General features: G+C 43.0%; 25 protein-coding genes, 4 tRNA genes and 1 other annotated feature. Of the genes, 13 read left to right on the forward strand and 16 right to left on the reverse strand.

Annotation, left to right across the window (positions count from 1 at the left end):
* Positions 1-34 precede the first annotated feature (34 nt).
* Positions 35-1,072 carry a V-type ATPase subunit gene (locus ACYQ0H_RS05195; protein ID WP_459811782.1) on the reverse strand — a complete coding sequence of 346 codons (1,038 nt, stop codon included), beginning with the start codon at positions 1,070-1,072 and terminating at the stop codon, positions 35-37.
* 35 nt (positions 1,073-1,107) lie between these two features.
* A complete protein-coding gene (locus ACYQ0H_RS05200; RefSeq protein WP_459811783.1) occupies positions 1,108-1,422 on the reverse strand; it encodes a hypothetical protein in 315 nt (104 codons plus the stop codon).
* A 331-nt stretch (positions 1,423-1,753) separates the two neighbouring features.
* On the opposite strand from ACYQ0H_RS05200, the gene ACYQ0H_RS05205 reads away from it, so the two are divergent.
* The 9 genes from ACYQ0H_RS05205 to ACYQ0H_RS05245 all read left to right on the forward strand — a co-directional run bounded on the left by ACYQ0H_RS05205 (position 1,754) and on the right by ACYQ0H_RS05245 (position 10,248).
* The gene (locus ACYQ0H_RS05205) at positions 1,754-2,200 is read left to right on the forward strand and encodes an ACT domain-containing protein (protein WP_459811784.1); all 447 of its coding nucleotides are present in this window, start codon (positions 1,754-1,756) and stop codon (positions 2,198-2,200) included.
* A 78-nt stretch (positions 2,201-2,278) separates the two neighbouring features.
* Positions 2,279-3,517: a homoserine dehydrogenase gene (locus ACYQ0H_RS05210; protein WP_459811785.1), complete on the forward strand. Its 1,239-nt coding sequence runs from the start codon at positions 2,279-2,281 to the stop codon at positions 3,515-3,517.
* Between the two features lie 29 nt (positions 3,518-3,546).
* Positions 3,547-4,674: a hypothetical protein gene (locus ACYQ0H_RS05215; RefSeq protein WP_459811786.1), complete on the forward strand. Its 1,128-nt coding sequence runs from the start codon at positions 3,547-3,549 to the stop codon at positions 4,672-4,674.
* A 105-nt stretch (positions 4,675-4,779) separates the two neighbouring features.
* Positions 4,780-5,679 (forward strand): homoserine kinase, encoded by a 900-nt coding sequence (gene thrB, locus ACYQ0H_RS05220; RefSeq protein ID WP_459811787.1) that lies wholly within the window; start codon positions 4,780-4,782, stop codon positions 5,677-5,679.
* Positions 5,680-6,174: 495 nt separating this feature from the next.
* Positions 6,175-7,695, forward strand: a complete 1,521-nt coding sequence (locus ACYQ0H_RS05225; RefSeq protein WP_459811832.1) for an L-aspartate oxidase — start codon at positions 6,175-6,177, stop codon at positions 7,693-7,695.
* A gap of 42 nt (positions 7,696-7,737) precedes the next feature.
* Positions 7,738-8,577, forward strand: a complete 840-nt coding sequence (gene nadC, locus ACYQ0H_RS05230) for a carboxylating nicotinate-nucleotide diphosphorylase (protein ID WP_459811788.1) — start codon at positions 7,738-7,740, stop codon at positions 8,575-8,577.
* Between the two features lie 58 nt (positions 8,578-8,635).
* Entirely contained in the window at positions 8,636-8,893 is a 258-nt protein-coding gene (locus ACYQ0H_RS05235; RefSeq protein WP_459811789.1) for a hypothetical protein, read from the forward strand.
* 18 nt (positions 8,894-8,911) lie between these two features.
* The gene (locus tag ACYQ0H_RS05240; protein WP_459811790.1) at positions 8,912-9,439 is read left to right on the forward strand and encodes a DUF3592 domain-containing protein; all 528 of its coding nucleotides are present in this window, start codon (positions 8,912-8,914) and stop codon (positions 9,437-9,439) included.
* A 14-nt stretch (positions 9,440-9,453) separates the two neighbouring features.
* Entirely contained in the window at positions 9,454-10,248 is a 795-nt protein-coding gene (locus ACYQ0H_RS05245; protein WP_459811791.1) for a nucleoside phosphorylase, read from the forward strand.
* A 76-nt stretch (positions 10,249-10,324) separates the two neighbouring features.
* Here ACYQ0H_RS05245 and tyrS read toward each other — a convergent pair whose 3' ends face one another.
* From tyrS to mscL, 5 genes are all read right to left on the reverse strand, one after another.
* A complete protein-coding gene (tyrS, locus tag ACYQ0H_RS05250; protein ID WP_459811792.1) occupies positions 10,325-11,542 on the reverse strand; it encodes a tyrosine--tRNA ligase in 1,218 nt (405 codons plus the stop codon).
* Positions 11,543-11,565: 23 nt separating this feature from the next.
* Positions 11,566-12,444: a carbon-nitrogen hydrolase family protein gene (locus tag ACYQ0H_RS05255; protein ID WP_459811793.1), complete on the reverse strand. Its 879-nt coding sequence runs from the start codon at positions 12,442-12,444 to the stop codon at positions 11,566-11,568.
* Between the two features lie 58 nt (positions 12,445-12,502).
* Entirely contained in the window at positions 12,503-12,991 is a 489-nt protein-coding gene (locus ACYQ0H_RS05260) for a GNAT family N-acetyltransferase (protein ID WP_459811794.1), read from the reverse strand.
* A gap of 110 nt (positions 12,992-13,101) precedes the next feature.
* A complete protein-coding gene (locus ACYQ0H_RS05265) occupies positions 13,102-13,986 on the reverse strand; it encodes an SPL family radical SAM protein (RefSeq protein ID WP_459811795.1) in 885 nt (294 codons plus the stop codon).
* Positions 13,987-14,152: 166 nt separating this feature from the next.
* Positions 14,153-14,401, reverse strand: a binding site (T-box leader).
* 64 nt (positions 14,402-14,465) lie between these two features.
* Positions 14,466-14,915: a large conductance mechanosensitive channel protein MscL gene (mscL, locus tag ACYQ0H_RS05270; protein WP_459811796.1), complete on the reverse strand. Its 450-nt coding sequence runs from the start codon at positions 14,913-14,915 to the stop codon at positions 14,466-14,468.
* Between the two features lie 174 nt (positions 14,916-15,089).
* On the opposite strand from mscL, the gene ACYQ0H_RS05275 reads away from it, so the two are divergent.
* The 3 genes from ACYQ0H_RS05275 (at position 15,090) to ACYQ0H_RS05285 (ending at position 15,701) form a co-directional block, all read left to right on the forward strand.
* Positions 15,090-15,365: a hypothetical protein gene (locus ACYQ0H_RS05275; protein WP_459811797.1), complete on the forward strand. Its 276-nt coding sequence runs from the start codon at positions 15,090-15,092 to the stop codon at positions 15,363-15,365.
* A 165-nt stretch (positions 15,366-15,530) separates the two neighbouring features.
* A tRNA-Gln gene (locus ACYQ0H_RS05280) sits at positions 15,531-15,606 on the forward strand.
* 19 nt (positions 15,607-15,625) lie between these two features.
* Positions 15,626-15,701 (forward strand) — tRNA-Gln (locus ACYQ0H_RS05285).
* 244 nt (positions 15,702-15,945) lie between these two features.
* Here the strand turns inward: ACYQ0H_RS05285 and ACYQ0H_RS05290 are convergent.
* Positions 15,946-16,803, reverse strand: coding sequence for an AraC family transcriptional regulator (locus ACYQ0H_RS05290; protein ID WP_459811798.1), 858 nt, complete (start codon positions 16,801-16,803; stop codon positions 15,946-15,948).
* Positions 16,804-17,094: 291 nt separating this feature from the next.
* Between ACYQ0H_RS05290 and ACYQ0H_RS05295 the strand changes: the two genes are divergently transcribed.
* Complete coding sequence (locus tag ACYQ0H_RS05295) at positions 17,095-18,507, forward strand: ABC transporter substrate-binding protein (RefSeq protein WP_459811799.1); 1,413 nt, start codon at positions 17,095-17,097, stop codon at positions 18,505-18,507.
* Between the two features lie 118 nt (positions 18,508-18,625).
* Here ACYQ0H_RS05295 and ACYQ0H_RS05300 read toward each other — a convergent pair.
* From ACYQ0H_RS05300 to ACYQ0H_RS05335, 8 genes are all read right to left on the reverse strand, one after another.
* A tRNA-Ser gene (locus ACYQ0H_RS05300) sits at positions 18,626-18,715 on the reverse strand.
* A gap of 42 nt (positions 18,716-18,757) precedes the next feature.
* Positions 18,758-18,846 (reverse strand) — tRNA-Ser (locus ACYQ0H_RS05305).
* A gap of 184 nt (positions 18,847-19,030) precedes the next feature.
* Positions 19,031-19,948: an ornithine carbamoyltransferase gene (gene argF, locus ACYQ0H_RS05310; protein WP_459811800.1), complete on the reverse strand. Its 918-nt coding sequence runs from the start codon at positions 19,946-19,948 to the stop codon at positions 19,031-19,033.
* Positions 19,949-20,244: 296 nt separating this feature from the next.
* Complete coding sequence (locus ACYQ0H_RS05315; protein WP_459811801.1) at positions 20,245-21,426, reverse strand: aspartate aminotransferase family protein; 1,182 nt, start codon at positions 21,424-21,426, stop codon at positions 20,245-20,247.
* 37 nt (positions 21,427-21,463) lie between these two features.
* A complete protein-coding gene (locus tag ACYQ0H_RS05320; protein ID WP_459811802.1) occupies positions 21,464-22,012 on the reverse strand; it encodes a hypothetical protein in 549 nt (182 codons plus the stop codon).
* 31 nt (positions 22,013-22,043) lie between these two features.
* Positions 22,044-22,901: an acetylglutamate kinase gene (gene argB / locus ACYQ0H_RS05325; protein ID WP_459811803.1), complete on the reverse strand. Its 858-nt coding sequence runs from the start codon at positions 22,899-22,901 to the stop codon at positions 22,044-22,046.
* A 65-nt stretch (positions 22,902-22,966) separates the two neighbouring features.
* Positions 22,967-23,122, reverse strand: a complete 156-nt coding sequence (locus ACYQ0H_RS05330) for a hypothetical protein (protein WP_459811804.1) — start codon at positions 23,120-23,122, stop codon at positions 22,967-22,969.
* Entirely contained in the window at positions 23,100-23,669 is a 570-nt protein-coding gene (locus ACYQ0H_RS05335; RefSeq protein ID WP_459811805.1) for a hypothetical protein, read from the reverse strand. The genes ACYQ0H_RS05330 and ACYQ0H_RS05335 overlap by 23 nt, the downstream gene beginning before the upstream one ends.
* Positions 23,670-23,678: the final 9 nt, after the last annotated feature.

Genomic DNA, 23,678 nt, shown 5'->3' on the forward strand with positions numbered 1-23,678 from the left:
TGGAAATTATATATAAACGCATACGCATAAAAAATCAACAGATTATCAGCTTTCCCTCCAGCATAGCCGGATCTACGTCGTATCTTACTCCCTCTATTATATGAACGATATTTCCTACCTCTATATCGCACAGCTTCATAAACGCATAAATCGTTACCGGAGCCGATGTCGACGCGGCTACAGTATGCTGCATCAGCTGATAGGCATAGGAATTTATCTTGGTTTCGATATGCTCGTACTCCCCCTGAAAGCTTCTGCCGTAGGTCATTTTCTCAAGACGAGATATCATTTCTTCCGGGGTATCGCTTTCATAAAGCCTGTTCATTCTGTTCTTTCCCGCTCCGGTAAAAGGAAGCTGACTGCTTTTTATCTGATCGGGAGTATATCCGAAGAACGCTTTAAGCCTGTATGCGTTTATAATGTTTATAATATCTATTTCACTGAATATAAGCTTGCGCAGCTTTTTTTCGTCCGATGAATAAAAATCCTTTTCAACATATCCTAAAAGACGCTTGTAATAGAATGTACGCAGCTTCAGTTCGCAGTCGGTATAGTCGGCTTTTCCGTCCTCATTCAGCTTTACTGAAGCCATTACCTTATAATAAGGCGTTCCTTTAAGCCTGCTCATCAGCTCTTTAAAATCCGCCACATTTGAAAGCGAAAGCATATCAAGCTCGGAATGACGTATAACGTAACCGGGCAGCTCCTCCAAAAATTTCCTGTCAAGTCCTGAATTCAGAGCGTTTACAAGATTCAGCAGCTGCTCGCATTCTTTCTTCTGTATTATAAAATTGTAAAAAGGCAGCTTATCTAGTCCCTGAAACCTGCAAAGCCTTGCATAGGTATCAAAGTTCGCCTTGCTCAGAAGGCTTTCTAGAAAGCCCCTGTGAACCGTATTCGGATCTATATCGCCCAGAACCTCCCTGAATCTCGGAGATTTCCTGAGATATTCGGCAACCTCGGGAACGCTTCTCATGCTGACCATTTCATGATAATTTTCACGTTTCAGCATCGTGCCGTGGATCGCCCTTATCTTAGTTACCGTAGCATTGGTCGAATAACTCTCCAGCACCCGAAAGCTCCCTCCTTACATCGTCTGTGACTGTATTATTCTGCAATATTTATAATACTTTCAAATATTTTGTTTTCCCATATGACATGATTCTTTTCGTATAAGCAGTCGAGGGCGCTTATCTGTCCGCTGCATTGAGCGTTTATCTCTTCTGTCAGCCTGTTAATTTCGGCGTCTGTCTCAGCGCGCTTCTTATCACGGTGTCTGCTTATCTCATTCCCGGCTTCTTCGGCAAACCGCTTTTCCTCCTGCGACGCTTCTTCAATAATACGGCTTTTTTCCTCCTCGGCAGCTTTAAGTCTGTCCTCGGCAAGTTTGTCCGTATTGAGTATTTCAGCAATAATATCCATAAAATTCACCCTCTTGCGCCAAATATATATAACTATTGTACAACAATTACAAGTTTTTTTCAAGGATAGAAAGCAAAAACTTTAACTGCGGCAGACTTTTCGGCTAAATTGACTAATATTTCAATTAATAATCTCCTTTTCTGTACATAAGCAACTAATAGTTTTTATATTTAATTATATAGCGGATAATTTGTGTATACTGCACATACAAACGGGCTGCCGTTTATTAAATTTGGCAGTTAATTATATCCTTTTCCCTTGACAAACTGCTGAAAACATGATATATTTGTATGTATCGCAAATACACTTGTTTGTTGGAGGTGGACTTATTTTGCCGAACAGTGAAAGCAGGCTGGTTGTGGTAAGCTCCGGAGTTTTGCCGGAGATAATCTCAAAGGTACTGGAAGCCAAGCGCCTGAGGGCCTCGGGTATCGCGGCTACATCTGCCGAAGCATGCAGAGCCGCAGGTATCTCCCGCAGCGCCTATTATAAATACAAGGATTCTGTCTTTAATTATGAGGAGCAGTTTACAAATAAAATAGTATCGGTCTACTGTCTGCTAAGAGATGAAAAAGGTGTGCTATCTTCGATAATTTCCAGACTTTACGAACTTAATACGAATATTCTGACGATAAACCAGAATATTCCTATAGACTCTGTAGCTACCGTTACGATCTCAGTAAGGTTTGAATATGAAGCCATGAACGCCGCTATTCTCAGAAGTGAGCTTGCAAAGATCGAAGGAGTAGTCGACGTAAAGATTATCTCAGGAGAATAAGAATATTATTAATGAATACAGGGTTTGTGCTGTTACACGAACTGCGTCTGTTTTTTCGTGAAAGGAATGGTATAATTTATGAGTAAGGTCGGAGTAATAGGATACGGTGTCGTAGGCTCGGGAACTGTCGAGCTTTTTGAAAAGAACCGTGAATCTATATCAAAAAAGGTCGGAAGAAACTGTGAGATCAAATATATCTGCGATCTGAGGGATTTTCCGGGAGATCCGTTTGAGGATAAACTTGTTAAGGACTTCAATGTTCTTCTCAACGACGAAGAAATAGAAGTAGTAGCCGAGGTCGTAGGCGGAGCAACGTTTGCCTACGAATACACCAAGAAGCTTCTTGAGCGCGGAAAAAGCGTTGTTACCTCAAATAAGGAGCTTGTAGCGACTCACGGAGCAGAACTGCTCGCTATTGCAAGAGCGCATAACTGTAACTATCTTTTCGAGGCAAGCGTAGGCGGAGGAATACCTATTATAAGACCGCTGAACAAGTGTCTTGCGGGAAATGAGATCGAACAGATCTCGGGTATCCTCAACGGGACCACCAACTTTATTCTTACAAAAATGATAAGGGAGCAGATGGATTTTGAATCTGCTCTGAAAATGGCTCAGGAGCTGGGTTATGCAGAAAAAGACCCTACTGCCGACGTAGAGGGCCACGACGCCTGCCGCAAGATCTGTATACTAGGCTCTCTTGCCTACGGAAAGCAGATATATCCCGAAATGGTGCATTGCTCCGGTATTTCCCATATAACTCTCGACGACGTTGAGTACGCCGAAAACGCCGGATATGCGATCAAGCTTATTGGCTCGGTTAAACCTGCCGGAAAAGATCACGTCAGCGCTATCGTATGTCCCAGACTTGTTTCAAAAAGCAATCTGCTTGCTTCTGTAGACGACGTTTACAATGCAATTTCCGTAACCGGCGACGGAGTAGGGGACGTTCTCTTCTACGGACAGGGCGCAGGAAAGCTTCCTACCGCTTCCGCTGTTGTCGGAGATATAATCGACTGCCTCAAGCACCACAACAGAGTTCTGGCAATGAGCTGGGAGGACAGCAGAAGCAGGGATTACGTCGTTGACTACAAGACTCAGGAAACCTCAATGTACGTTCGTATAAAAGCCGAGGACGCAGACGCTCTCAAACCTTCGATCTCCGAAATGTTCGGAAAGCTCATGTATATCGAACGAGCAGGCAGACCTGATAACGAGCTTGCGTTTATAACGCCTAACATGGTAGAGGCGGATATAGATACAAATCTCACCATACTTTCTCATTCCTGTGAGATAGCAAGCAAAATAAGAATGCTGTAATGATCAATTTAAAGAGGGAGCAATCCGAAATGACTGATAATTTATATCCTCTATTCACAGTAAGCTCTAAGCGCAAAATAATCTTCGACAGAATGATTTCCGGACAATCCGGTCTTATTCACTCGATCATTATAGTCTGCCTGATATCACTGCTTATACAGACCTCCATCTATATCGACAGCGTTGCAATAATCTTTCTGCTGATAGCTGCGGTGATTTTTGTACCTTATATCATACATGCGGTACTGATCGTTAAAACTAAGCTGGGATATGCCGTATTTCACGAAAACAGTGCCGAAATAATCGCAGGCTCTCAAACTCACAATCTGATTTACGGCAGTGAAATTGAACTGAAGCTGACTGCGCATGTAATAATCGGAGGGGCTGTTATTTATTACACAGCAGAGATAATTTATAATCAGAACGGCGTTAATAAAAGAATATCTATGCTTACCGATCAGCCCGGTTACTTCAATTCTTTAAGCAGACTTTTCAGAATTAAAAACAACGGCGTTAAAAGCACCGATGTTAAAAGCAGCGGCGTTAAAAGCACCGGCGTTGATAATTTGCACAAGACGACTGTCGAAGCTGTCAGAGAAGAGGACAGGCGAGTTGTTATTTCGCCCCCGTTCAAGACGTTAACAAAAGGTGCAAGAAGACTTTCCGTTTTTTTCAATATTATCTCAGGAATTTTATTTTTATTAATCATTTCGGTATACGGTTCTTTGTTTGCCAAAGGCTCGGTAAGCCTTCAAAGTGCCAAGGATCTTTTAGTTATTGTTATTGTGATCCTTATAATTTTTGCAGCGGCTTTTCTTATCAGACTTCCCGCCGGTATTCACTACAGCAGAAGAAAAAAGAAAACCGCCCGTGAAATCATTATCGCAGACGATCTGCCGCTCAGCGGAATAAGCGTAAACGGAAAGGTTTTTCCAAAAGAAAGCATAAGCGAAATATCCGTAATAAGAGCCGCTTCATCCGGCAGGCTTTATTTGGAGATCAAAACCGACAGTGTTCAGCAACAATGGCTTTTAGGAAAAGAAAACCCTGTAGATCCACAGCTGTTGAATGTTTTATCCGTTCTTTGCGGAGATAAGAACAGCCACGGTGCAGTAAAGAATCTGCTAGGGATAGACGTTCAGCTAAAACAGATCTAACATACCAAACGGGTGAACTGAGTTCGCCCGCTTTTCAGCTATAGCGGTGATTTTTCGATCAGCATAGCAAAATACTTATAAACAAAACCTCAAAGGAGAATTTTTATGATCAAAGTCCAAATTCCCGCCACCTCCGCAAACCTCGGCGCAGGCTTCGACGCTCTCGGCCTTGCGCTTACATTTTATAATTACGTTGAAATGGAGGAGTCGGACAGGATAGATATTTCATCCGCCGACGGACTTGAGATCCCGACGGACGAAAAAAATCTCATATATATTTCCGCAAGGGATCTGTTTGAAGTATGCGGAAAGAAGCTAGAGGGGCTGAGGCTCGTTCAGACCAACAATATTCCGATGGCGAGGGGGCTTGGTTCATCGTCCGCCTGTATAGTCGCAGGACTCGCAGGCGCTAATCAAATTCTGGGGAATCCTCTTTCAACTGACGATCTGGTAGACCTTGCCGCTCAGATCGAGGGACACCCGGACAATACCGCTCCGGCACTGCTCGGCGGAATAGTTACCGCTGTTTTTGACGGAAGAAAGGTTCACTGGGTCAAGCAGGAGGTTTATACAAAACTGAAATTCGTCGCGATCATTCCCGACTTTGAGCTTAAAACCGAAAAGGCAAGAGCCTGTCTCCCAAAAGAGGTATCACACAAAGACGCAGTATATAACCTTTCCAGAGCGGCGCTGTTTTCCGCTTCGCTTCTGACCGGAAAATTTGAAAACCTCAGGACTGCCGTTCATGACAAGCTTCACCAGCCTTACAGAATGGAGCTTATCCCGCACTGCCGTGAGGTTTTTGATATTGCCTATACTCACGGAGCGTACGGAGCTTATATAAGCGGCGCAGGACCGACAATTATTGCTATAGCGGACGAGAAAAACACCTACTTTGCCGGCAAGATGAAATTTTCTCTTGAAAACGCAGGGCTTTCCGGCTGGGATGTCCGTGAATTCCGTATAGATAACAAAGGAACTGCTGTAACCGCCTCAGACAGCTGATAAGAAGCGCTGAATTGCCGCCGGGAAATCATCTGCGTGTTCAGTGCAGCGGAGAACATAGTATAAAATTCGGCTTTTCCCTATTCATTAACTTGATGATCTCTTAAATCTGAGCACGGGATATCTATATGATACTTGCGATCGTGATTCTCCGTGGTCTGAGGTATACAAAAAAACATACGAAAATAAAATGTTCTCTATAAAAAACGTTCATTTTGTTCAGCAGCATCTCTCAGCTGAAAAAAAATACTGGCGCGTCCGCAAAAAACGGACGCGCATTTTCTGACATATAATCTTACAGTGCGTGCGGTTTTACAATTTATTATTGAAATTCGGCGCAATATATGCTATAATTAAATAAGTATAATCAGACGACCGTGTAAAAACGATCCTATATTCAAGTAAAGAACATGAAAATACCGAATGTTCAAACGAAAGAGGGTGCAGGTCTGCGGCGGACGGAATATTTCCGCAGAATACGCCGCAGACGCAGATATGAATAATTTTGACGTGATCATCGCAGGGTGCGGAGTTGCCGGACTTTACGGCGCTTACAATCTATCACGCAGCCTGAGGGTGCTTATTCTTTCAAAAAAAGAGCTGACCTTATGTAATTCTTCTCTTGCTCAGGGAGGTATCGCCGGAGTTTACAACAGCCCCGATGATTCGCCCGAAAAACATAAGCACGATACCTTTGTAGCGGGAGGCTTTGAAAACGATCCGATTTCGACAGACGTGCTCGTTAACGAAGCTAAGATAGATATAGCAAAACTTATCGAACTGGGAGTGGATTTCGACAAGCTTCCAAACGGCGACTATCACCGTACCCTTGAGGGCGGACATGGAATGCACAGGATCTTTCACCACAAGGACGCTACAGGCTTTGAGATCGAAACTACTCTGCTCAGAAACGTTCAGCAGCTTGAAAATGTAACGATATGGGAAAATGCCGTTATGTGCGACTGCAAAAAAACTGCTGCGGGATTTTCCTTTCTTGTCTTAAAGGACGGCGAATATACTGTATGCAATTCACACTGTGCCGTTTTCGCAACTGGCGGTATTGGAAGAGTTTACGAATATACTACAAATTCCGCAATAGCTACCGGCGACGGAATAACCCTCGCTTACAATATGGGCGCTGAGATAAAAAATCTAAGCTATATTCAGTTTCACCCTACAGCCTTCAACAACCGCCATACAAGAGAATGCTTTCTGATCTCCGAGGCCGTAAGAGGAGAGGGCGCATATCTTAAAAATTGCAGCGGCGAAAGGTTTATGCACAACTATGACAAAAGACTGGAGCTTGCTCCGCGCGACGTAGTTTCTCATTCAATTATTTTTGAAGCAAAGAAAACCGGCTCGGATAATTTCTACCTTGATATTACCCACAAAGATCCTGATTTTATCAAAAACCGTTTTCCAATGATATACTCCAACCTTTTGAAAGCCGGATATGATATGACCGAGGATATGATACCGATTTTCCCATGCCAGCATTATCTAATGGGCGGAATTAAGGTAGATACCTATGCAAGAACTACAGTTGACGGTCTTTACGCCTGCGGCGAATGCTCCTGTACCGGAGTTCACGGAAACAACCGCCTTGCAAGCAATTCGCTGCTTGAAGCTCTTGTATTTTCAAGAAGAGCGGCGTCGGATATTAATGAAAAAATAAAAGAATGTCCCAAGGCGTTTATACCTTACGACTTTGAAGTCTATGAAAATGCTCCCCACATACCTTCCGGACTCAGGACGGAAATTAGGAAAATCATGCAGACCGCTTATTTTGTAATGCCGGATATTCCCGCGCTGTTTTCAGGCTACGAGCGGATAATACAGATAAAGGAAATACTTGATACAGGCCGCTTTAAAACAGACAAGGATTATGTAGAAGCCAGGTCGCTTGCCACCGTTGCATACATTATTCTCGGCGAAGCTTTTAAGATCGCTTCTGAAAGCGCAGAGCTTACGCCTCAGCCGGTCTTTGATAAGCCTGACGAAAGCAGCGGCAGCTGACGCCTGAGGAAATATCTATAAATTAATGAGAGGATCTTTATTATGACTTTAATGCAGTTTCAGATAGACGATATTATAAAAAATGCGCTGCTGGAGGATATTAATTACATAGACGTAACTACGGATTATCTGGTTGACGAAAATTCGGTTTCAGCCGCTAAATATGTTGCAAAGGACAGCGGTATCCTATGTGGAATAGATATTGCGCTGAGAGTTTTTACCCTGCTTGACCCCGAAACCGAGTTTGAAGTTTATATTCACGACGGTGAATCTGTAAAAAAGGGCGATATTATAGCAAGGATAAAAGGCAGGACCAGAGCCCTTCTGAAAGGCGAAAGAACCGCCCTTAACCTTTTGCAGCATATGTCGGGTGTAGCTACTGCTGCAAATAAATGCGTAAAGCTTGTGGAGGGAACGAAGGCATCGATCGCCGATACAAGAAAAACCCTCCCGGGACTGAGAGTTTTACAGAAATACGCCGTTACCGTAGGCGGAGGAAAAAATCACCGCTATAACCTTTCAGACTGCGCTATGCTCAAGGACACTCACCTCGACGCTTACGGAAGTATGTCCGGAGCAGTAAATGCGCTGAGAGAAAAAATGGGGCATACAGTAAAGATCGAAGTAGAAGTCGGTGATCTGGAACAGCTTCGTGAGGCTCTAGATCTGGGCGTTGAAATAATAATGCTTGACAATATGAGCTGTGAAGATATGGCAAAGGCCGTTGAAATAACAAACGGCAGAGCGAAGCTTGAAGCCTCCGGCAACGTAACTGCCGAAACGATAAGAAAGATCGCCGAAACGGGAGTAGACATAATCTCCCTCGGAGCGCTTACGCATTCCGTTAAGGCATTCGACATATCTATGAAAATAGATAAATAGCGCTTCAGCGTATCACAAATTCACTTCCGAGATATGGATCAAAAAAAAGGGAGAGTTTATGCGCAGAAAAAAGACAATACTTAACGAGCATAAATACAACAGTGAGCCTGTTAAACCTCAAAACTTCACGGAAGCAGACCCTATAACCGGATTTATGATGGAAAGCGCAGACGAAAGCTTTGAAAACGATATTGTCAAGCCAAACGAACCTGAGCCTGACAATTCGCAGAGCAGTATAAACAAACCGGCTGTTGCAGCTGTTGCCCTTATTGCAGCGGCTGTGATCGGATTTGCTGTACTGGTATATATTAAATAAAAATAAGGGGGAGTTATTATGTTAACAAGAAAAAACAAACGGAGCAGTATTTCATCTCTAATTTTATTGCCTGCAATATTTTTGGTCGTTGGAGTTGTTTTCCTTACGATAGGAATAGGACTGCGGATTTCTGATCAGAATAAAAAAGAAAGATGCACAGCAAAAACTCAGGCAGAAGTAGTAGATATTGTAAGCAGCACCGACAGCGACGGAACGACCTATGCGCCCGTATTCAGCTATACGGTCAGCGGACAGGAATACGTTAAGCAGAGAAATTCTTATTCCAATCCGTGCAATTATTATAAGGGACAGAAAGTCGCTCTTTATTATAATCCGAATAGACCTGATGAATTCTATGCGGACGGAGATAACGTATATAAGATACTTTTTTATGTATTCGGAGGTATAGGAGCAGTCTTTACAATTGTTTCCATAGCTATAATTACAACGTCAGTCAAGGCAAAGAAAAATACCGACAGCTTTGCACAGTCCATGCTGGAGGACGAAGCAGCAGACACAGAATACTTTGACAGCTCACAGCAGTGAAAGGAGCTTCTAAAATGGCAAGCATAATGGACGGAGAAAGACAATTTCATATTCAAACTCTCCCTGAGGAAGTAGGAAGATACGTTATTCTTCCGGGAGATCCGGGAAGAGTTCCGAAAATAGCGGCTTTGCTAGAAAATGCCGTGCAGGTAGCCCAGAACCGGGAATACAATGTATATACAGGATGCCTTGACGGAGAAAAGGTTACTGTATGCTCTACCGGTATAGGAGGTCCGTCAGCCGCTATTGCAGTTGAGGAGCTTATCAAATGCGGAGCCGATACCTTTATAAGAATAGGAACCAGCGGAGGAATGGATCTGAAAGTAAGCGGAGGAGATCTGTGTATTGCTTCCGCAGCGGTCAGGGGCGAAGGTACGACTGCGGAATATCTTCCGCCCGACTACCCTGCTGCGGCAGATTTTAAAGTCATAACTGCTCTGGCGCAGGCTGCCCAAGAGCTTTCCTCCAATGAAACCGGAAATATGTTTCATGTCGGAGTAGTTCATTCTAAGGACAGCTTTTACGGTGAAGTAGAGCCTGACAGTTCTCCTATGGCCGCAGATATAAAGCAGCGATGGGAAAGCTATCTCAAATGCGGCTGTCTTACCTCTGAAATGGAATGTGCGGCAGTCTTTGCAGTATGCACTGCCAGAAGAGTACGCTGCGGAGGAATCCTTACAGTTCTCTGGAACGTTGAACGTTCAAAGGCAGGACTTCCCGATAATATAACCTATGATTCCTCACGGGCGATCAAATGCGTTGTAAGCGCTTTAAGAAAGCTTATTGCCGCTGACGCAAAAGAAAAATAAGTTTATTAATATAAAGCGGACTTCAGCTATTTACTGAATGTCCGCTTTTATATTGACGATCTTAAAATTTTGACCGTCAGATTTTAGAAACCTTATGGAATATTTTCTTGCCTTTTTTGATAATTACAGGCTCTGACAGATCCACAGTTCCCTTAGGGTCGGTAAATTTAACGTCGTTTACCGCGATTCCGTTCTGAGTAACAAGCCGCCTTGCCTCGCTGTTAGACGGAGCAAGACCGGTTTTCACCAGAAGGCTTAAAATTCCTATTTTTCCGTCCTCAAGCTCCGAATTCGGGATCTCTGTTGACGGCATATCAGCGCTTTCGCCTCCTGCTCCGAACAGAGCCTTAGCCGCTGCCTTTGCTTTTTCAGCCTCCTCCTCGCCGTGAACAAGCTTTGTAAGCTCATAGGCAAGCAGTTCCTTAGCCTTGTTATACTCTGCGCCCTCCATAGTCTTTTCCATTTCCTCTATTTCCTCAATAGGTACAAAGGTAAGCATTTTAAGGCACTTTATAACGTCGGCGTCGGCAACGTTTCTCCAGTACTGGAAGAACTCATAGGGCGAGGTCTTTTCAGGATCCAGCCATACCGCTCCCTTTTCGGTCTTGCCCATCTTCTTTCCCTCAGAGTTAAGCAGAAGCGTTATAGTCATAGCGTAAGCGTCCTTGCCCAGCTTCTTTCTGATAAGCTCCGTACCTCCCAACATATTTGCCCACTGATCGTCGCCGCCGAACTGCATATTGCAGCCGTAATCCTGAAACAGCTTATAGAAATCGTAGGACTGCATTATCATATAATTGAACTCAAGGAAAGTCAGACCTCTCTCCATTCTCTGCTTGTAGCATTCAAAGGTAAGCATTTTATTTACCGAGAAGCAGGCTCCTACCTCTCTGAGAACGTCAACGTATTTCAGATCAAGCAGCCAGTCGGCGTTGTTAACTACCATAGCCTTGCCCTCTGAAAAATCAATAAAGCGGCTCATCTGCTTTTTAAAACATTCAACATTATGAGCGATGTCCTCCGGCGTCAGCATTTTTCTCATATCGCTTTTTCCGGAAGGGTCGCCTATCATTCCCGTTCCGCCGCCTAGCAGAGCAATAGGCTTATTACCTGCCATCTGCAATCTCTTCATCAGGCAGAGCGCCATAAAGTGACCAACATGCAGACTGTCCGCAGTCGGGTCAAAGCCGATATAGAATGTCGCCTTTCCTGCATTGATAAGCTCCTTGATCTCCTCCTCGTCAGTAAGCTGAGCGAGAAGTCCTCTTCTTTTCAGTTCTTCAAAAAGTGTCATTTTTTATTCCTCCAAGTATTTTATTATTTATTAAAATCGTTTCTTATAAAAGGTTCGTATTTTTCCTCAGATAAAAGAAGTCCGTATTTTTCAGGACGTCGGTAAGCGTTGCCATGAACCTCCCGCTTTCTGTATTCTCTTATATCCTCCAACGGAAAGTGCGCAAGGTAAATTCCCTCTTCCTCTCCCGCTTCAACAATAAGAGTATCTCTTGAGCCGTTTCCGTCCGAACGGTAGGCTATTCCGTCAAAGGCGGTGGAATGTCCGTTGCAGTCAGGCTGACCATACGGATAATTGCAGGTCGCTATCCCGATCATATTTTCATAGGCTCTTGCACGAAGCTGAGAGAGTCTGTTTATCTCCATCGGACAGGCGTTCGGAACAAGAACTATCTCTGCGCCTTTAAGCATAAGAAGCCTTGCGCTTTCAGGAAATTCCCTGTCGTAGCATATCATTGCTCCGATCCTTACCTTTCCGCTTTTCGTATCAAGGTCTGCGGTATAAAAATCATCTCCGTGACAAAGGGAGCTTTCATATCCGAAGTCACAGGTGTGTACTTTTGAGTACCTGAGAACCGAGTTTCCGGATCGGTCGAAAACCTCTGCTGTATTTCTGGGCTTAGGCTCGTGCTTTTCCAGATAAGTTACCGCTATTGCCATATCAAGCTTCTTCGCCGCCTCGGAAAATGAACGAACAAAGCCGCTGTCAGGCTCGATCGCAAATTTATTTGAAAACTTTCTAAAATCATAGCCTATGCTCCACATTTCAGGAAATAAAGCCAGATCTGCGCCTGCATTCTTAGCAATACGGCAGGCTTCAACGCCCTTTCTTATGCTGTCCTCAATACTTTCCTCCGAAAGCAGCTGAAGCAGAGCGACTGTGAAATAATTTTTACTGCTCATAAGTTTTCCCTCCTGACTTTAACGTCCTCTTCTTTTCAGTTCTTCAAAAAGTGTCATTTTATATTCCTCCAATTTTATTATTTACTAATTTGATTTCCATTTTATACATTCGGGGAGTAAATCCCATTGCACCGTAAAAGTCCACAGCGTTGTAATTTTCATACCACACGCCCAACTCTACGCTGTGACAAAAATGTTCATTTGCATAGCTTTTTATATACTCCACAAGCTTTCCGCCCACACCGTTTCGCTGACAATCTGTATCAACTGCCAGCTGTTGGATAAAACAGCGTCTGTAAACTTTTCGGTTTTCGTTTTCCTGAATTTCATGAACGAAAACCTCGGCGTAGCCTTGTATCTTATCGTCCTGCTCATAAACTATTAAAGACGTTTCACCTTGTGACAGAGTTTCCGAAATACGGCTTTCAAAAAAACTAAGCTCAGGCATATTAAAGTAATCGGGACATATTTCCGCATGCTTTTTGTGCAGCTGACTGTAGATCCTTGCAATGCTTTTAATATCGGCATTTTCAGCTTTTCTTATCATTTTTATAACCTCGCTTTCAAATTTTATTCTGAAAACGAAACATAAACGATGAGATCAGGCTTTGATCTCACGGATACCACCGCCTCTCACATAATATCCAAAAATATATCTTAATCAAAAAAGCTCAGCTGCATATTCTCATATCCGCATTTATAAAAGCGAATAATATCTTTCATATTATAAAGTATCCCATGTCGGTCGCACTCTGCAGCAAAAGCATTCCAAAGCCTTTTGGCGTTTGGCGACACACATTCGTAGCTGTCGCCGTAGTATTGCCGGTATTTATCGGACATTCCGGGGAAAAGTGCGTCAAGCTTTTGATAGTAATAATCCCTTTGATTCTGCCGCAAAGTCATTCCAAAAGCGGGATATATTATTTTAACTCCGCAGTTATGAGCGGTTCTTACTATTCCCAGAATATTTTCTTCGGTATCGTCGATAAACGGCAGAACCGGCATAAGAGTTATTCCTGTTTTCAAGCCTGCTTCGGACATTTTCGCAAGCGCATTAAAACGTTCGCTCGAGGTGCTGACATTGGGCTCGATCAGCCTTGAAAGCTTGTCGTCGCAGGTTGTGACGGTCATTTTACAAAGCACAGGCGAATGTGTCGCTATGCTCTTGTATAAATCTATATCTCTTACAATCAAATCGGATTTTGTAATTACCGTTACCCCGAAATTATAGGCGTCGATAAGCATTAATGCTTTCTCTGTAAGCCGTTCTGTTTTTTCAAACGGATTATACGGATCGCTCATTGCTCCCGTTCCGATAACGCCTGTGCGAACCTTTCGCCGAAGCTCGTCACGCAGAATTTCAATGCAGTTTTCCTTTGCCCTTACCGTATCGAAATCGTCTATACGGTAGCAGTCGCTGCGGCTGTCGCAGTAAATACACCCGTGGCAGCAGCCCTTATAAAGGTTCATATTATAATCGTTTCCGAACCAGCCGGAGGATTTGTTTTTCTGCAAAATAGTCTTTGCGGGTATCGTCAGCATAAAGCACCTCGGATATATCAGTATTTAATTATTTTAGGCTTTTCAGCATACTCGATCTTCTTAAGTTGGTCGAGATTCTTATCCAAAAAAGCTTATTTTTAAATTTCATCAGACATTTCAATGTAATACTCTAAAATTAAAAAGCCCTCCGACAAGCCTGAGCTTATCAGAGGGCGAATCTATCGCGGTACCACCTCGTTTTATCGGGATATTCCCGACCTTAACGGCTATGCACAGCTGCAAAGCCACACGCTTTAACGGACGCTCCCGTACCTCCCTTTGCGAAGTCCTGCTACGCTTTCTGAGGAAGTCTGCTCAAAGACGTATTCGCAGATCAAGCTTTTGTATCCTCGCACCGCCCGGATACTCTCTGAAACCGCATTGAAAAGCTACTTGTTCTTATCACCGCATTTTCTTATTAAAGCTAATATATCACAGTTGAGCCGTTTTGTCAACAGTCTGATACATTAAAAATGTTATTATTTTTCTCCGGCATTTTTCTGTTGGATAAGCAGATCCCTTATCTCGGTAAGAAGCTTTATATCATCAGGAACCTCGGCAGGCTTCTCTTCCTTAGGCTGCTCCGGCTTTTTATGAAAATTCCTAAGTGCGTTTACAGCCTTTACAAAGATAAATACGCAAAGCGCTGTCAGAAGAAATGTTATAACTGCTGTAATAAATCCGCCTAAATTTATGTATGGTTCGTTTCCCCAAGGGATATGGAAACCCAATGCTTTGAAGTTTACTCCCAAAAGGACAGTTCCGATAACAGGCATCAGAATATCGTCGACCAGAGAATTTATTATCGAGGTAAAAGCGCCGCCAACGATAACTCCGACCGCCATATCCAGAACATTGCCCTTTGATATGAATTCTTTGAATTCCCCGATAAATCTTGACATAAATCCGGATCTTTTTTCTTTTCCCATAATTAACATTCCCTTCAGTTATATATTTATGTATATTATAACACCGATTTCGTTTGAATGCAACAAATTCCTATGAAAATATTGCTTTTGCACAGCCGGAATATTTTTTTTATCATAGGGAAATATAATTTTACCGATGTTTTTCGGCAAATTAAATTTTAAGGAGTGTTTTATATGTCAAATCAGAATCCTAGCCAGGCAAACGAAAAGAGCAGACAGAACAAGCAGGACCCTAACTTCAAGCCTTTCCAGAATCAGAACAACAACAACCAGTTCAGCAATTCTCTGAACAACAATCAGAATAACCAGAACAATAACAACAACCAGAACAATAACCAGTTCAGCAACAGCCAGAATCAGAACAATCAGAATAAGCAGAACAACAACCAGTTCAGCAACTGCCAGAACCAGAATAACCAGAACAATCAGAACAACCAGAACAATCGCTAATTGTTTTGCTGAATATCCGCAGGGAAACCTGCGGTACATAACAGATATTTTTATTAATAAATTGTAAAATTACAAGCTGCGGTCTTGCAATTTGCAGATATATCTGATATAATATAAAAGCTGTATAAAACAGCGGTAATAAATTGAATTGTTTGGGACAGATTATGGGATATAGCCAAGAGGTAAGGCAACGGACTTTGACTCCGTCATTCCGATGGTTCGAATCCATCTATCCCAACCAGTAAAATTTGTCTCAACATTGGGGTATCGCCAAGCGGTAAGGCACCGGATTCTGATTCCGGCATTCCAAAGGTTCGAATCCTTTTACCCCAGCCATATTAATAACTCTAACGCAGTTTGAACCCTAAAGTCCGAACTGCGTTGCTTTTTATGCTGAAAAGTCCGTAAATGCAGCTTTTAAGCATTTTATATTATTATACTATATTTGCCGTATATAATAAAAAGTTAAATTTAAAAGCAAAAAAACTGAAATCTAAACCCTTTAGTCCATTTTTATCATTCATCTATTTTTTGTCAGCGCTTGACAGCTGCATTCCGTCATCACCCGATGCTTGTTTATTTATATTAATACTATAGCCGAAAGCGTAGGATCAAAGCCATCGCTGCCGGCTGTTTTTGTGCCGATAAATATATTGTCCTTCGGAAGAGATTTCGGATTATAGCCTGTGATCTCCTTAAATACCCTGTTAAAATTACGTATCGTACCGAAGCCGGTCTTCATAGATATTTCAGTTATTGTAAGCTCTCCTTGAGAAATTAGCCTAAGCGCTTCGTTTATCCTTACAGAATTTACATAATCGGTAAAGGTCATTCCCGAAAGCTTTCTGAAGTACTTTGAAAAATATGGCCTGCTCAGACACATAAATTCTGCGGCTTCGTCAAAGGTAACAGAGGAGTATCTTTCAGAGATCATTTCAAGCAGCTGCTTATATCTTGCATACGGCTGAGAATTGCCGGCGGTATCCGGAATTTCTGACTCTTCATTCTGATAAATACCCGCAAGCGTCTTTACAATTATACAGTCGCACACAATATTTGAATACAGCCGTTTGCCGCACATCTCCTCATATATTCCGTAGAAAACCTTATCAATTCCGTAGTTTCCCTTTATCAGCGGACTTTTAAGCACACGCTTTCCGAAAAACTCCGAAAGAAAATCAGGATCAAGCTTTATAACAAGGATCTCACTTTCTCCGCTGCCGGCAATATAATGCACATCTCCGCTGCTTACCCATACGCACTGACCAGCGCATAAGCTGTAAACACTGTTACTGGCAAGAACCTCTGCCGTACCGCTTTCAATATAGATCAGCTCATGCTCGTCGTGCCAGTGCAGCAGATTATGAAGATTTTTGTATTTGTGCAGACTTAAATGCTGGCTGCCGAAAAGAACCTTATGCTCATACTTGGCAAGCATTCCCGCCACCTCCCGTAATCAAACCGATCGTTTTTCCGTTTAATATCAGTATATATAATTATCCTATCCTATAAAAGTATTTTAATGTAACTATTTATGAACTTTAAATTACCTTGGGTATTTTCAGCTGTAAAACACCGTTTAATAATTTTGAACAAATAATGCAGTTAATAAATTTCCACAACTAAATATAAAATGTCTTGCATATATTTATATGTTTTTATATACTGAATATATGCAATACATATAAATCCGTAGTCGATTGTTATAAAAAAGTGTGGAGGTTTTACAATGAAAAAAATAAAACGCGCAGCCGCAGGTCTAGCCGCATTGATCTTGTCAGTCTCAATGGCTTCCTGCGGATCGTCAGACAAAGACAGCTCATACGTTGATAAGGTCAAGGTTGAGGATACCAACGATATTAAAGCTATTCCGGACGGAGCAGAAAAGGAGCTTGAATGGCTGTCGTATTTCGATATCAATCCGACTAAAGCGGTGCCTGAAAAGAGAAGCGATCTGACCTTGTTTGAAAACAAAGGAGGCTCGATAAAATACTCCCAGACTACCTCGCTGGAGGTATATGAAAAGCTCGCTTCAAGACTTATGTCAAACGATCCGCCGGATATGTTCTGGTATGAAGCCTCAATGACCTTTCCGGCTAACTGCGTTAAGGAAATGTTCCAGCCTATTGACAGTTTGGTTAACTTTGACGATCCGCTCTGGAGCGGCGTGAAAAATATGGCAGATCAGTATACTCTGAATGGGAAGCATTACGTTGCACCCGTTAACTTCGGCGCCTGCTCCGTAATTACCTATAATAAAGATATGGTTGAAGCCGCAGGCCTTGAAGATCCGTATGAGCTTTACATGAAAGGCGAATGGGACTGGAATACCTGGTACGATATAATGGACGAATACTGTCAGGGTGCAAGCGAGGACGAAGAGCGCTGGGGAATAAACGGCTGGTTCGCACCGTTTATATTCCATTCAACAGGAGAAACCCTGATAAAGTATGACGCAGATAAGGACGAATATGTTTCAAATCTCGACAATCCTGCATTTGAACGCGCCTCGGGTGTTTTATACAATCTCAAGAAAAACAATTTGTACAATTCAGAATGGATAGGACAGGCAAGCGATGCCTTTAAGAAAAATGTCCTGTTTTACGCAATGGGAACCTGGGCGGCTACCGGAACTCACGGCCCTAAGGAGGATGACAGATGGGCTGTCGTACCTATGCCAAAGGATCCCAATGCAGATAAAATGTATACTTCAATTGACCTGAACGCATATATGTGGGTAAAAGGCTCAGAAAAAGCAGAAGCTATGAAATGCTGGATGGAATGTGCAAGAATCGTAAATACTCAGCAGACCTACATCGAAACCGAAAAAGAAAAGTTTATGCAGACCAATCCTTACTGGACGGAAGAAATGTACACCGCTGCTTTCAAGGACGTTATATCCGAAAAGTTTACCCAGATCTACGACCCTGGCTACGGAATTTCAACAACGCTGTCAGACAACGGTGCCGCTACGAATCCAACCAAGGAAGCCCTTATACCGTATATGTACACCTCAGTAATGAAGGAGGACGAAGACGGTGTCCAGTACACCTGGACTCAGCTGCGTGAAATGTACAAGGGTACGATAGATTCCGAGCTTAAAACCTTTAACGACGCATATCATAAATATGTAAACAAATAATATTTTTTCTCCTTTAAAAAACAACGGGAAACAAAATGCTTCTTTGCTTCCCGCTGTTTGTTTAATAAGCGAATCCGCAAACAAAAAAGCACTGCAAACGCTTTGTTTACAGTGCTTCTGGCGCGGATTGAGAGATTTGAACTCTCGCGCCCCTTTCGAGACCTACTCCCTTAGCAGGGGAGCCCCTTCACCACTTGGGTAAATCCGCAGGTAATATAAAAACAGCGGAAAAATTCCGCAAAAAATATATTGGCGGACAGGGTGGGATTCGAACCCACGGTACGTTGCCGTATCACCGGTTTTCAAGACCGGCTCCTTAAACCACTCGGACACCTGTCCAGATAATAAAGTATTACATACCGCCATCATGAAACGTAACACTTACTAATATGCTTACCTGCGACTTAAATATTTTATCATATTTTTTATTGCTTGTCAAGTCCTTTTTTCAAAAATCCAAAATAATTTTCCCATAAAACAAAAATCCCTGCGCCTTATTTTAAGACGCAGGGATAAGCTGTACCTATTCCTTATCCTTGCTCATTACCTTTACCATAACGGCTTTCTGAGCGTGAAGACGATTTTCAGCCTCTTCAAATATCTCATCGGCATGAGCCTCGAATACCTTTGCGGTAATCTCCTCCTCACGGTGCGCAGGCAAACAATGCTGAACCATAGCGTCCGCCTTTGCAGCAGCCATTATCTCATCATTTATCTGATAGCCCTTAAAGGCAATCTTACGCTTTTCGGTCTCCGCTTCCTCCCCCATTGAAGTCCATACGTCTGTAAACAGCACATCGGCGTTCCTTGCCGCCTCCAGAGGTACATCGGTCATTGAGAATTTATTTCCGTATTGCTTTGCAAACTCAAGCACCTCTGCGTCCGGCTGATAATCCTTGGGACAAGCCGCCGAAACCTCCATTCCGACCTTTAGTCCGCCGACAATAAGCGAATTTGCCATATTGTTTCCGTCACCTATGTAGCACATTTTAAGTCCGTCGAAGCGTCCCTTGAATTCACGGATCGTCATAAGATCGGCAAGTACCTGACAGGGGTGACAGAAATCCGTAAGACCGTTGATGATCGGAATAGAACCGTATTCGGCAAGATCCTCGACTTCCTTCTGCTCAAAGGTACGTATCATAATTCCGTCGATATAACGGGACAGAACACGGGCAGTATCCTGAACAGGCTCGCCCCTGCCTATCTGAAGATCCCGATTTGATAGAAACAGCGCCTGACCGCCCAGCTGGTACATTCCCGTTTCAAAGGATACTCTGGTACGGGTCGACGACTTCTGGAATATCATTCCCAGAGTTTTTCCTTTAAGCAGATGATGCTCTATTCCGTTTTTGTTTTCGTACTTGAGCTGATCCGCAAGATTAAGAATCTCGATAATTTCCTCTTTTGAAAGATCAAGCATTTTAAGTAAATGTTTCATATAATTTCCTCCGTTATATAGTAGTTTCTATCAAATTTCCGTCGGGATCGAATATTACGCTTTCATAATATTCGTCGCCCGTAATTCTCGGCTGACTAATTATTTTATATCCGTCCTCTTAAAGCCTTGCCGACAGCATATCAACTTCGCTTTTTCCTCCTGCGGAAAATGCAATATGAGCAAAACCCGGATCCGATTGAGAAACTCCGTTTTTTGCATACTAAGCCTGCATTATTTCAAGGCATGCTCCGTGGGAAAACTCAGTTAGTAAGACAGCGATATGTTTTATTTTCATATCAGCCGCCAAGAACCTCTTTCAGTATCTCCATTCCCTTGTCTATTTCTTCATATGAAATAGTAAGAGGCGGAAGAAATCTCAGTTTAGCCTTTGCGGTAAGAATAAGCAGTCCCCTGTCAAGACATTCCCTGCATACCTCTCCTGCATTTTTTGTTTTGAGCCGTACTCCTATCATAAGCCCCAGTCCGTCAACTCCCTCAACCTCCGGAAGCTCAAGAAGCTTTGAGCGGAAATACTCCGCCTTTTTATTAACTTCATTGAGAAATCCCGGTTTCGTTACCTTATCAAGCACAGCGTTTCCTCCAGCGCAGGATATAGGATTTCCTCCGAAGGTAGAACCGTGAGTACCGGGAGTGAGAACGCAGCAGCATTTTTCATCTGCAAGGCATACTCCTATAGGAACTCCGCCTGCAAGGCCCTTTGCAAGAGTTACGATATTCGGCTTAACGCCGTAGTGACCGCAGGCCAGGAATTTTCCCGTTCTGCCGACTCCCGTCTGGACCTCGTCGCAGATAGTGAGAATATCACGTCTGCCGCATTCCTCGAAAACCGCGTCTACAAAGCTCTGCTCCAGCGGAATTACTCCGCCCTCTCCCTGAACGCACTCGAACATTACTGCACAGACCCTGCCGTCGTTTTCTTCAAGCTTTGCTTTCAGATCATCAATATCGTTGGCTTTTACGTTTATAAAGCCCTCTGCGAACGGAAAGAAATAGTTATGAAAAACGTCCTGCCCCGTAGCGGAAAGAGTTGCCAGCGTTCTTCCGTGAAAGCTGTTTACAAGAGTAATAATAATATTTCTCTGCGCTTCCCTGCCGTATTTGTCAAAGCTGTACTTTCTCGCAAGCTTTATAGCACATTCGTTAGCCTCCGCTCCCGAATTGCCGAAGAACATTTTATTATAGCCTGTAATATTGCAGAGCTTTTCAGCAAAGTCAGCCTGAACCTTAGTGTAATAATAATTTGACGTATGCTGAATTTTATGCGCCTGATCGCAGATCGCCTTAACCCAGTCCCCGTCGCAGAAGCCAAGGCTGTTAGTGCCTATTCCAGAGCCGAAATCTATATATTCCCTGCCGTTTTCATCGACAGCAGTACGGTTTTCTCCCTTTTCAAGCACCAGATCATACCGCCCGTAGGTAGGCATAACGTGTTCGTTGAACTGTTCTATAGTGTTCATTTTAATCAACTCTTTCTTATCCTTGTTTTAAAATATATTATATATCGAATACAGAACCGTCCGATACCTTAAATTCAGCTGCCGAGCCTGAGCTGTCTATCTTATCTGCCAGAAATCTTCTGAAAGCCTTTCCGTCGCCCTTTGTATATCCCGAATCAGCTATGCACAGAACAGTATCCTTATAGAAAATAATAACACAGTCATAAACGACGATAACTCTTGTTATACTGCCGTATTCTATTTTTCTGACCGTAACCGTGCAGGTCTGTTCAAGGTAATTATCAAAAGCCCTGACGCTCTGCGGATTTCCCAATGCAGTTTCTCCGCCCCTGCCGAATCTTCTTGTAAATTTGATCCTTGTTTCCGCAAAACGGTAAACAACAGCGGCGGCTGACAATGCGGCAAATATCCATGCAAGAAAGCTTTGCGCTATAAAAAGACACACTGCGGCGGCGGCCAAAGCTATAGGTATCAGAATCTTCAGAATATATCCGGACGTATATCTCTCAATTATCCTCAGATAATTCATAAGCTGCTTTTTCTCGGTAAAAACTGTGGTATTCTCAAAAGAAGCCTGTATTTTCATATCAATACCTCTCATACTGTTCATCAGGCGTTTATGTAAACTGTGTTCCTGCTCCCTCGTTGCTAAGCAGCTCGATAAGTATAGAATGAGGAACTCTTCCGTCTATGATCGAAGTTTTCTTTACTCCCCGTCTTATCACCTCAACACAGCAGTCTATCTTAGGTATCATTCCGCCGCTTATTATTCCTGTCTTTTTAAGATACGGAACATCGCTGACGTTGACCTGAGGGATCAGCGTAGAATCGTCGTCCTTATCCTGTAAAAGACCTGCTATATCTGTCATAAGTATCAGATTTTCCGCTCTGAGGCATGAGGCTATTCTTGCCGCCGCGGTATCGGCATTTATGTTATACGCCTGACCGCTGGCAGAAGTTCCGACAGTAGCGATTATAGGTACATAACCGTTATTGAGAGCGTCTATTATCGGCTTTGTCGTTACCTTTTTAATCTCGCCGACATAACCGAGATCTATATCGCCCTGAAGCTTTTCGGCAAGTATCATCTCGCCGTCGCACCCGCACAGTCCAAGAGCTTTTCCGCCGTGAAGCTGTAAAGCCGAAACCAGCTCTTTATTTACCTTTCCGCACAGCACCATTTTTACTATATCTATAGTTTCCTTGTCAGTATAGCGCAAACCGCCGATAAACTTGCTTTCGATACCGACCCTTTTAAGCATTGAATTTATCTCCGGACCTCCGCCGTGAACAAGCACTACCTTTATCCCTACCTCGCTGAGCAGAACGATATCGCTCATTACAGCTTCCTTCAGCTTATCGTCGGTCATAGCGTTTCCGCCGTATTTTACAACCACGATCTTATCGTGATACTTCTGAATATACGGAAGAGCGTCGATCAATATCTGACTTCTGATACTATTTGCAATTTCCATTTTCAACATCTTTCCTTCTTTATTATATATAGCAAACGCTGTTCATCCTTTCCGCCGCATATGGTCTAATTGAGCAGTATATACGCTTTGTCTGCTCCGCTGATACAAGTATGAACTCCGACGACTCGTTCGCAGCTTACGTCGGACATAGAATACAATACCGAACCGAGATCATTTCTGCCGCTCTTTACCTGTACATTAATAATAATGGCTTCCGACATTCTGATCGGATTCGGTATAAATATCGCAGTGCTCGGTCAATATGCGGTACGCCAGCTTGTAATTGCCGACATACTGTAAAATATACGTTACAGGGCAGTTCAGCTCGTCTGACAGCTTCCCACCTACCGATTTCATGATCCTGCTCCGATAATATATAGTTATAGTCGCCGTATTTTTTTCTTCCTTTTTAAGCTCTATATTGATTATATCCTCATAATTTATGTAGGAAGGCTTCTTAAAGGTAAAGTAAATAAGCCGCTTATCGGTAAGAGCGTAATAATAATCGGAATTTTTACCAAAGGTCAGAGCCAGTCCCACGACAATGAACGGAACTATAACTATCCAGAAATTGCTTCCTGAACTGTAGACCGCCGCAAAACACGCCACAGTAAAAACCAGTACCGCCAGACCCAGCAGTCTTGTTCCTGCCGTGCTTTTTATCTCGTTTTTACCCGTCCAAAGTATCGTTTCCCCGTAATCAAGACATTCGCTGAACTTCTCCGAATAATCTCCGCTTTCATTCATAATAAAATCTTTTTCTTTCATAATAATACC

The sequence above is a fragment of the Hominimerdicola intestinalis genome, assembly GCF_054655215.1.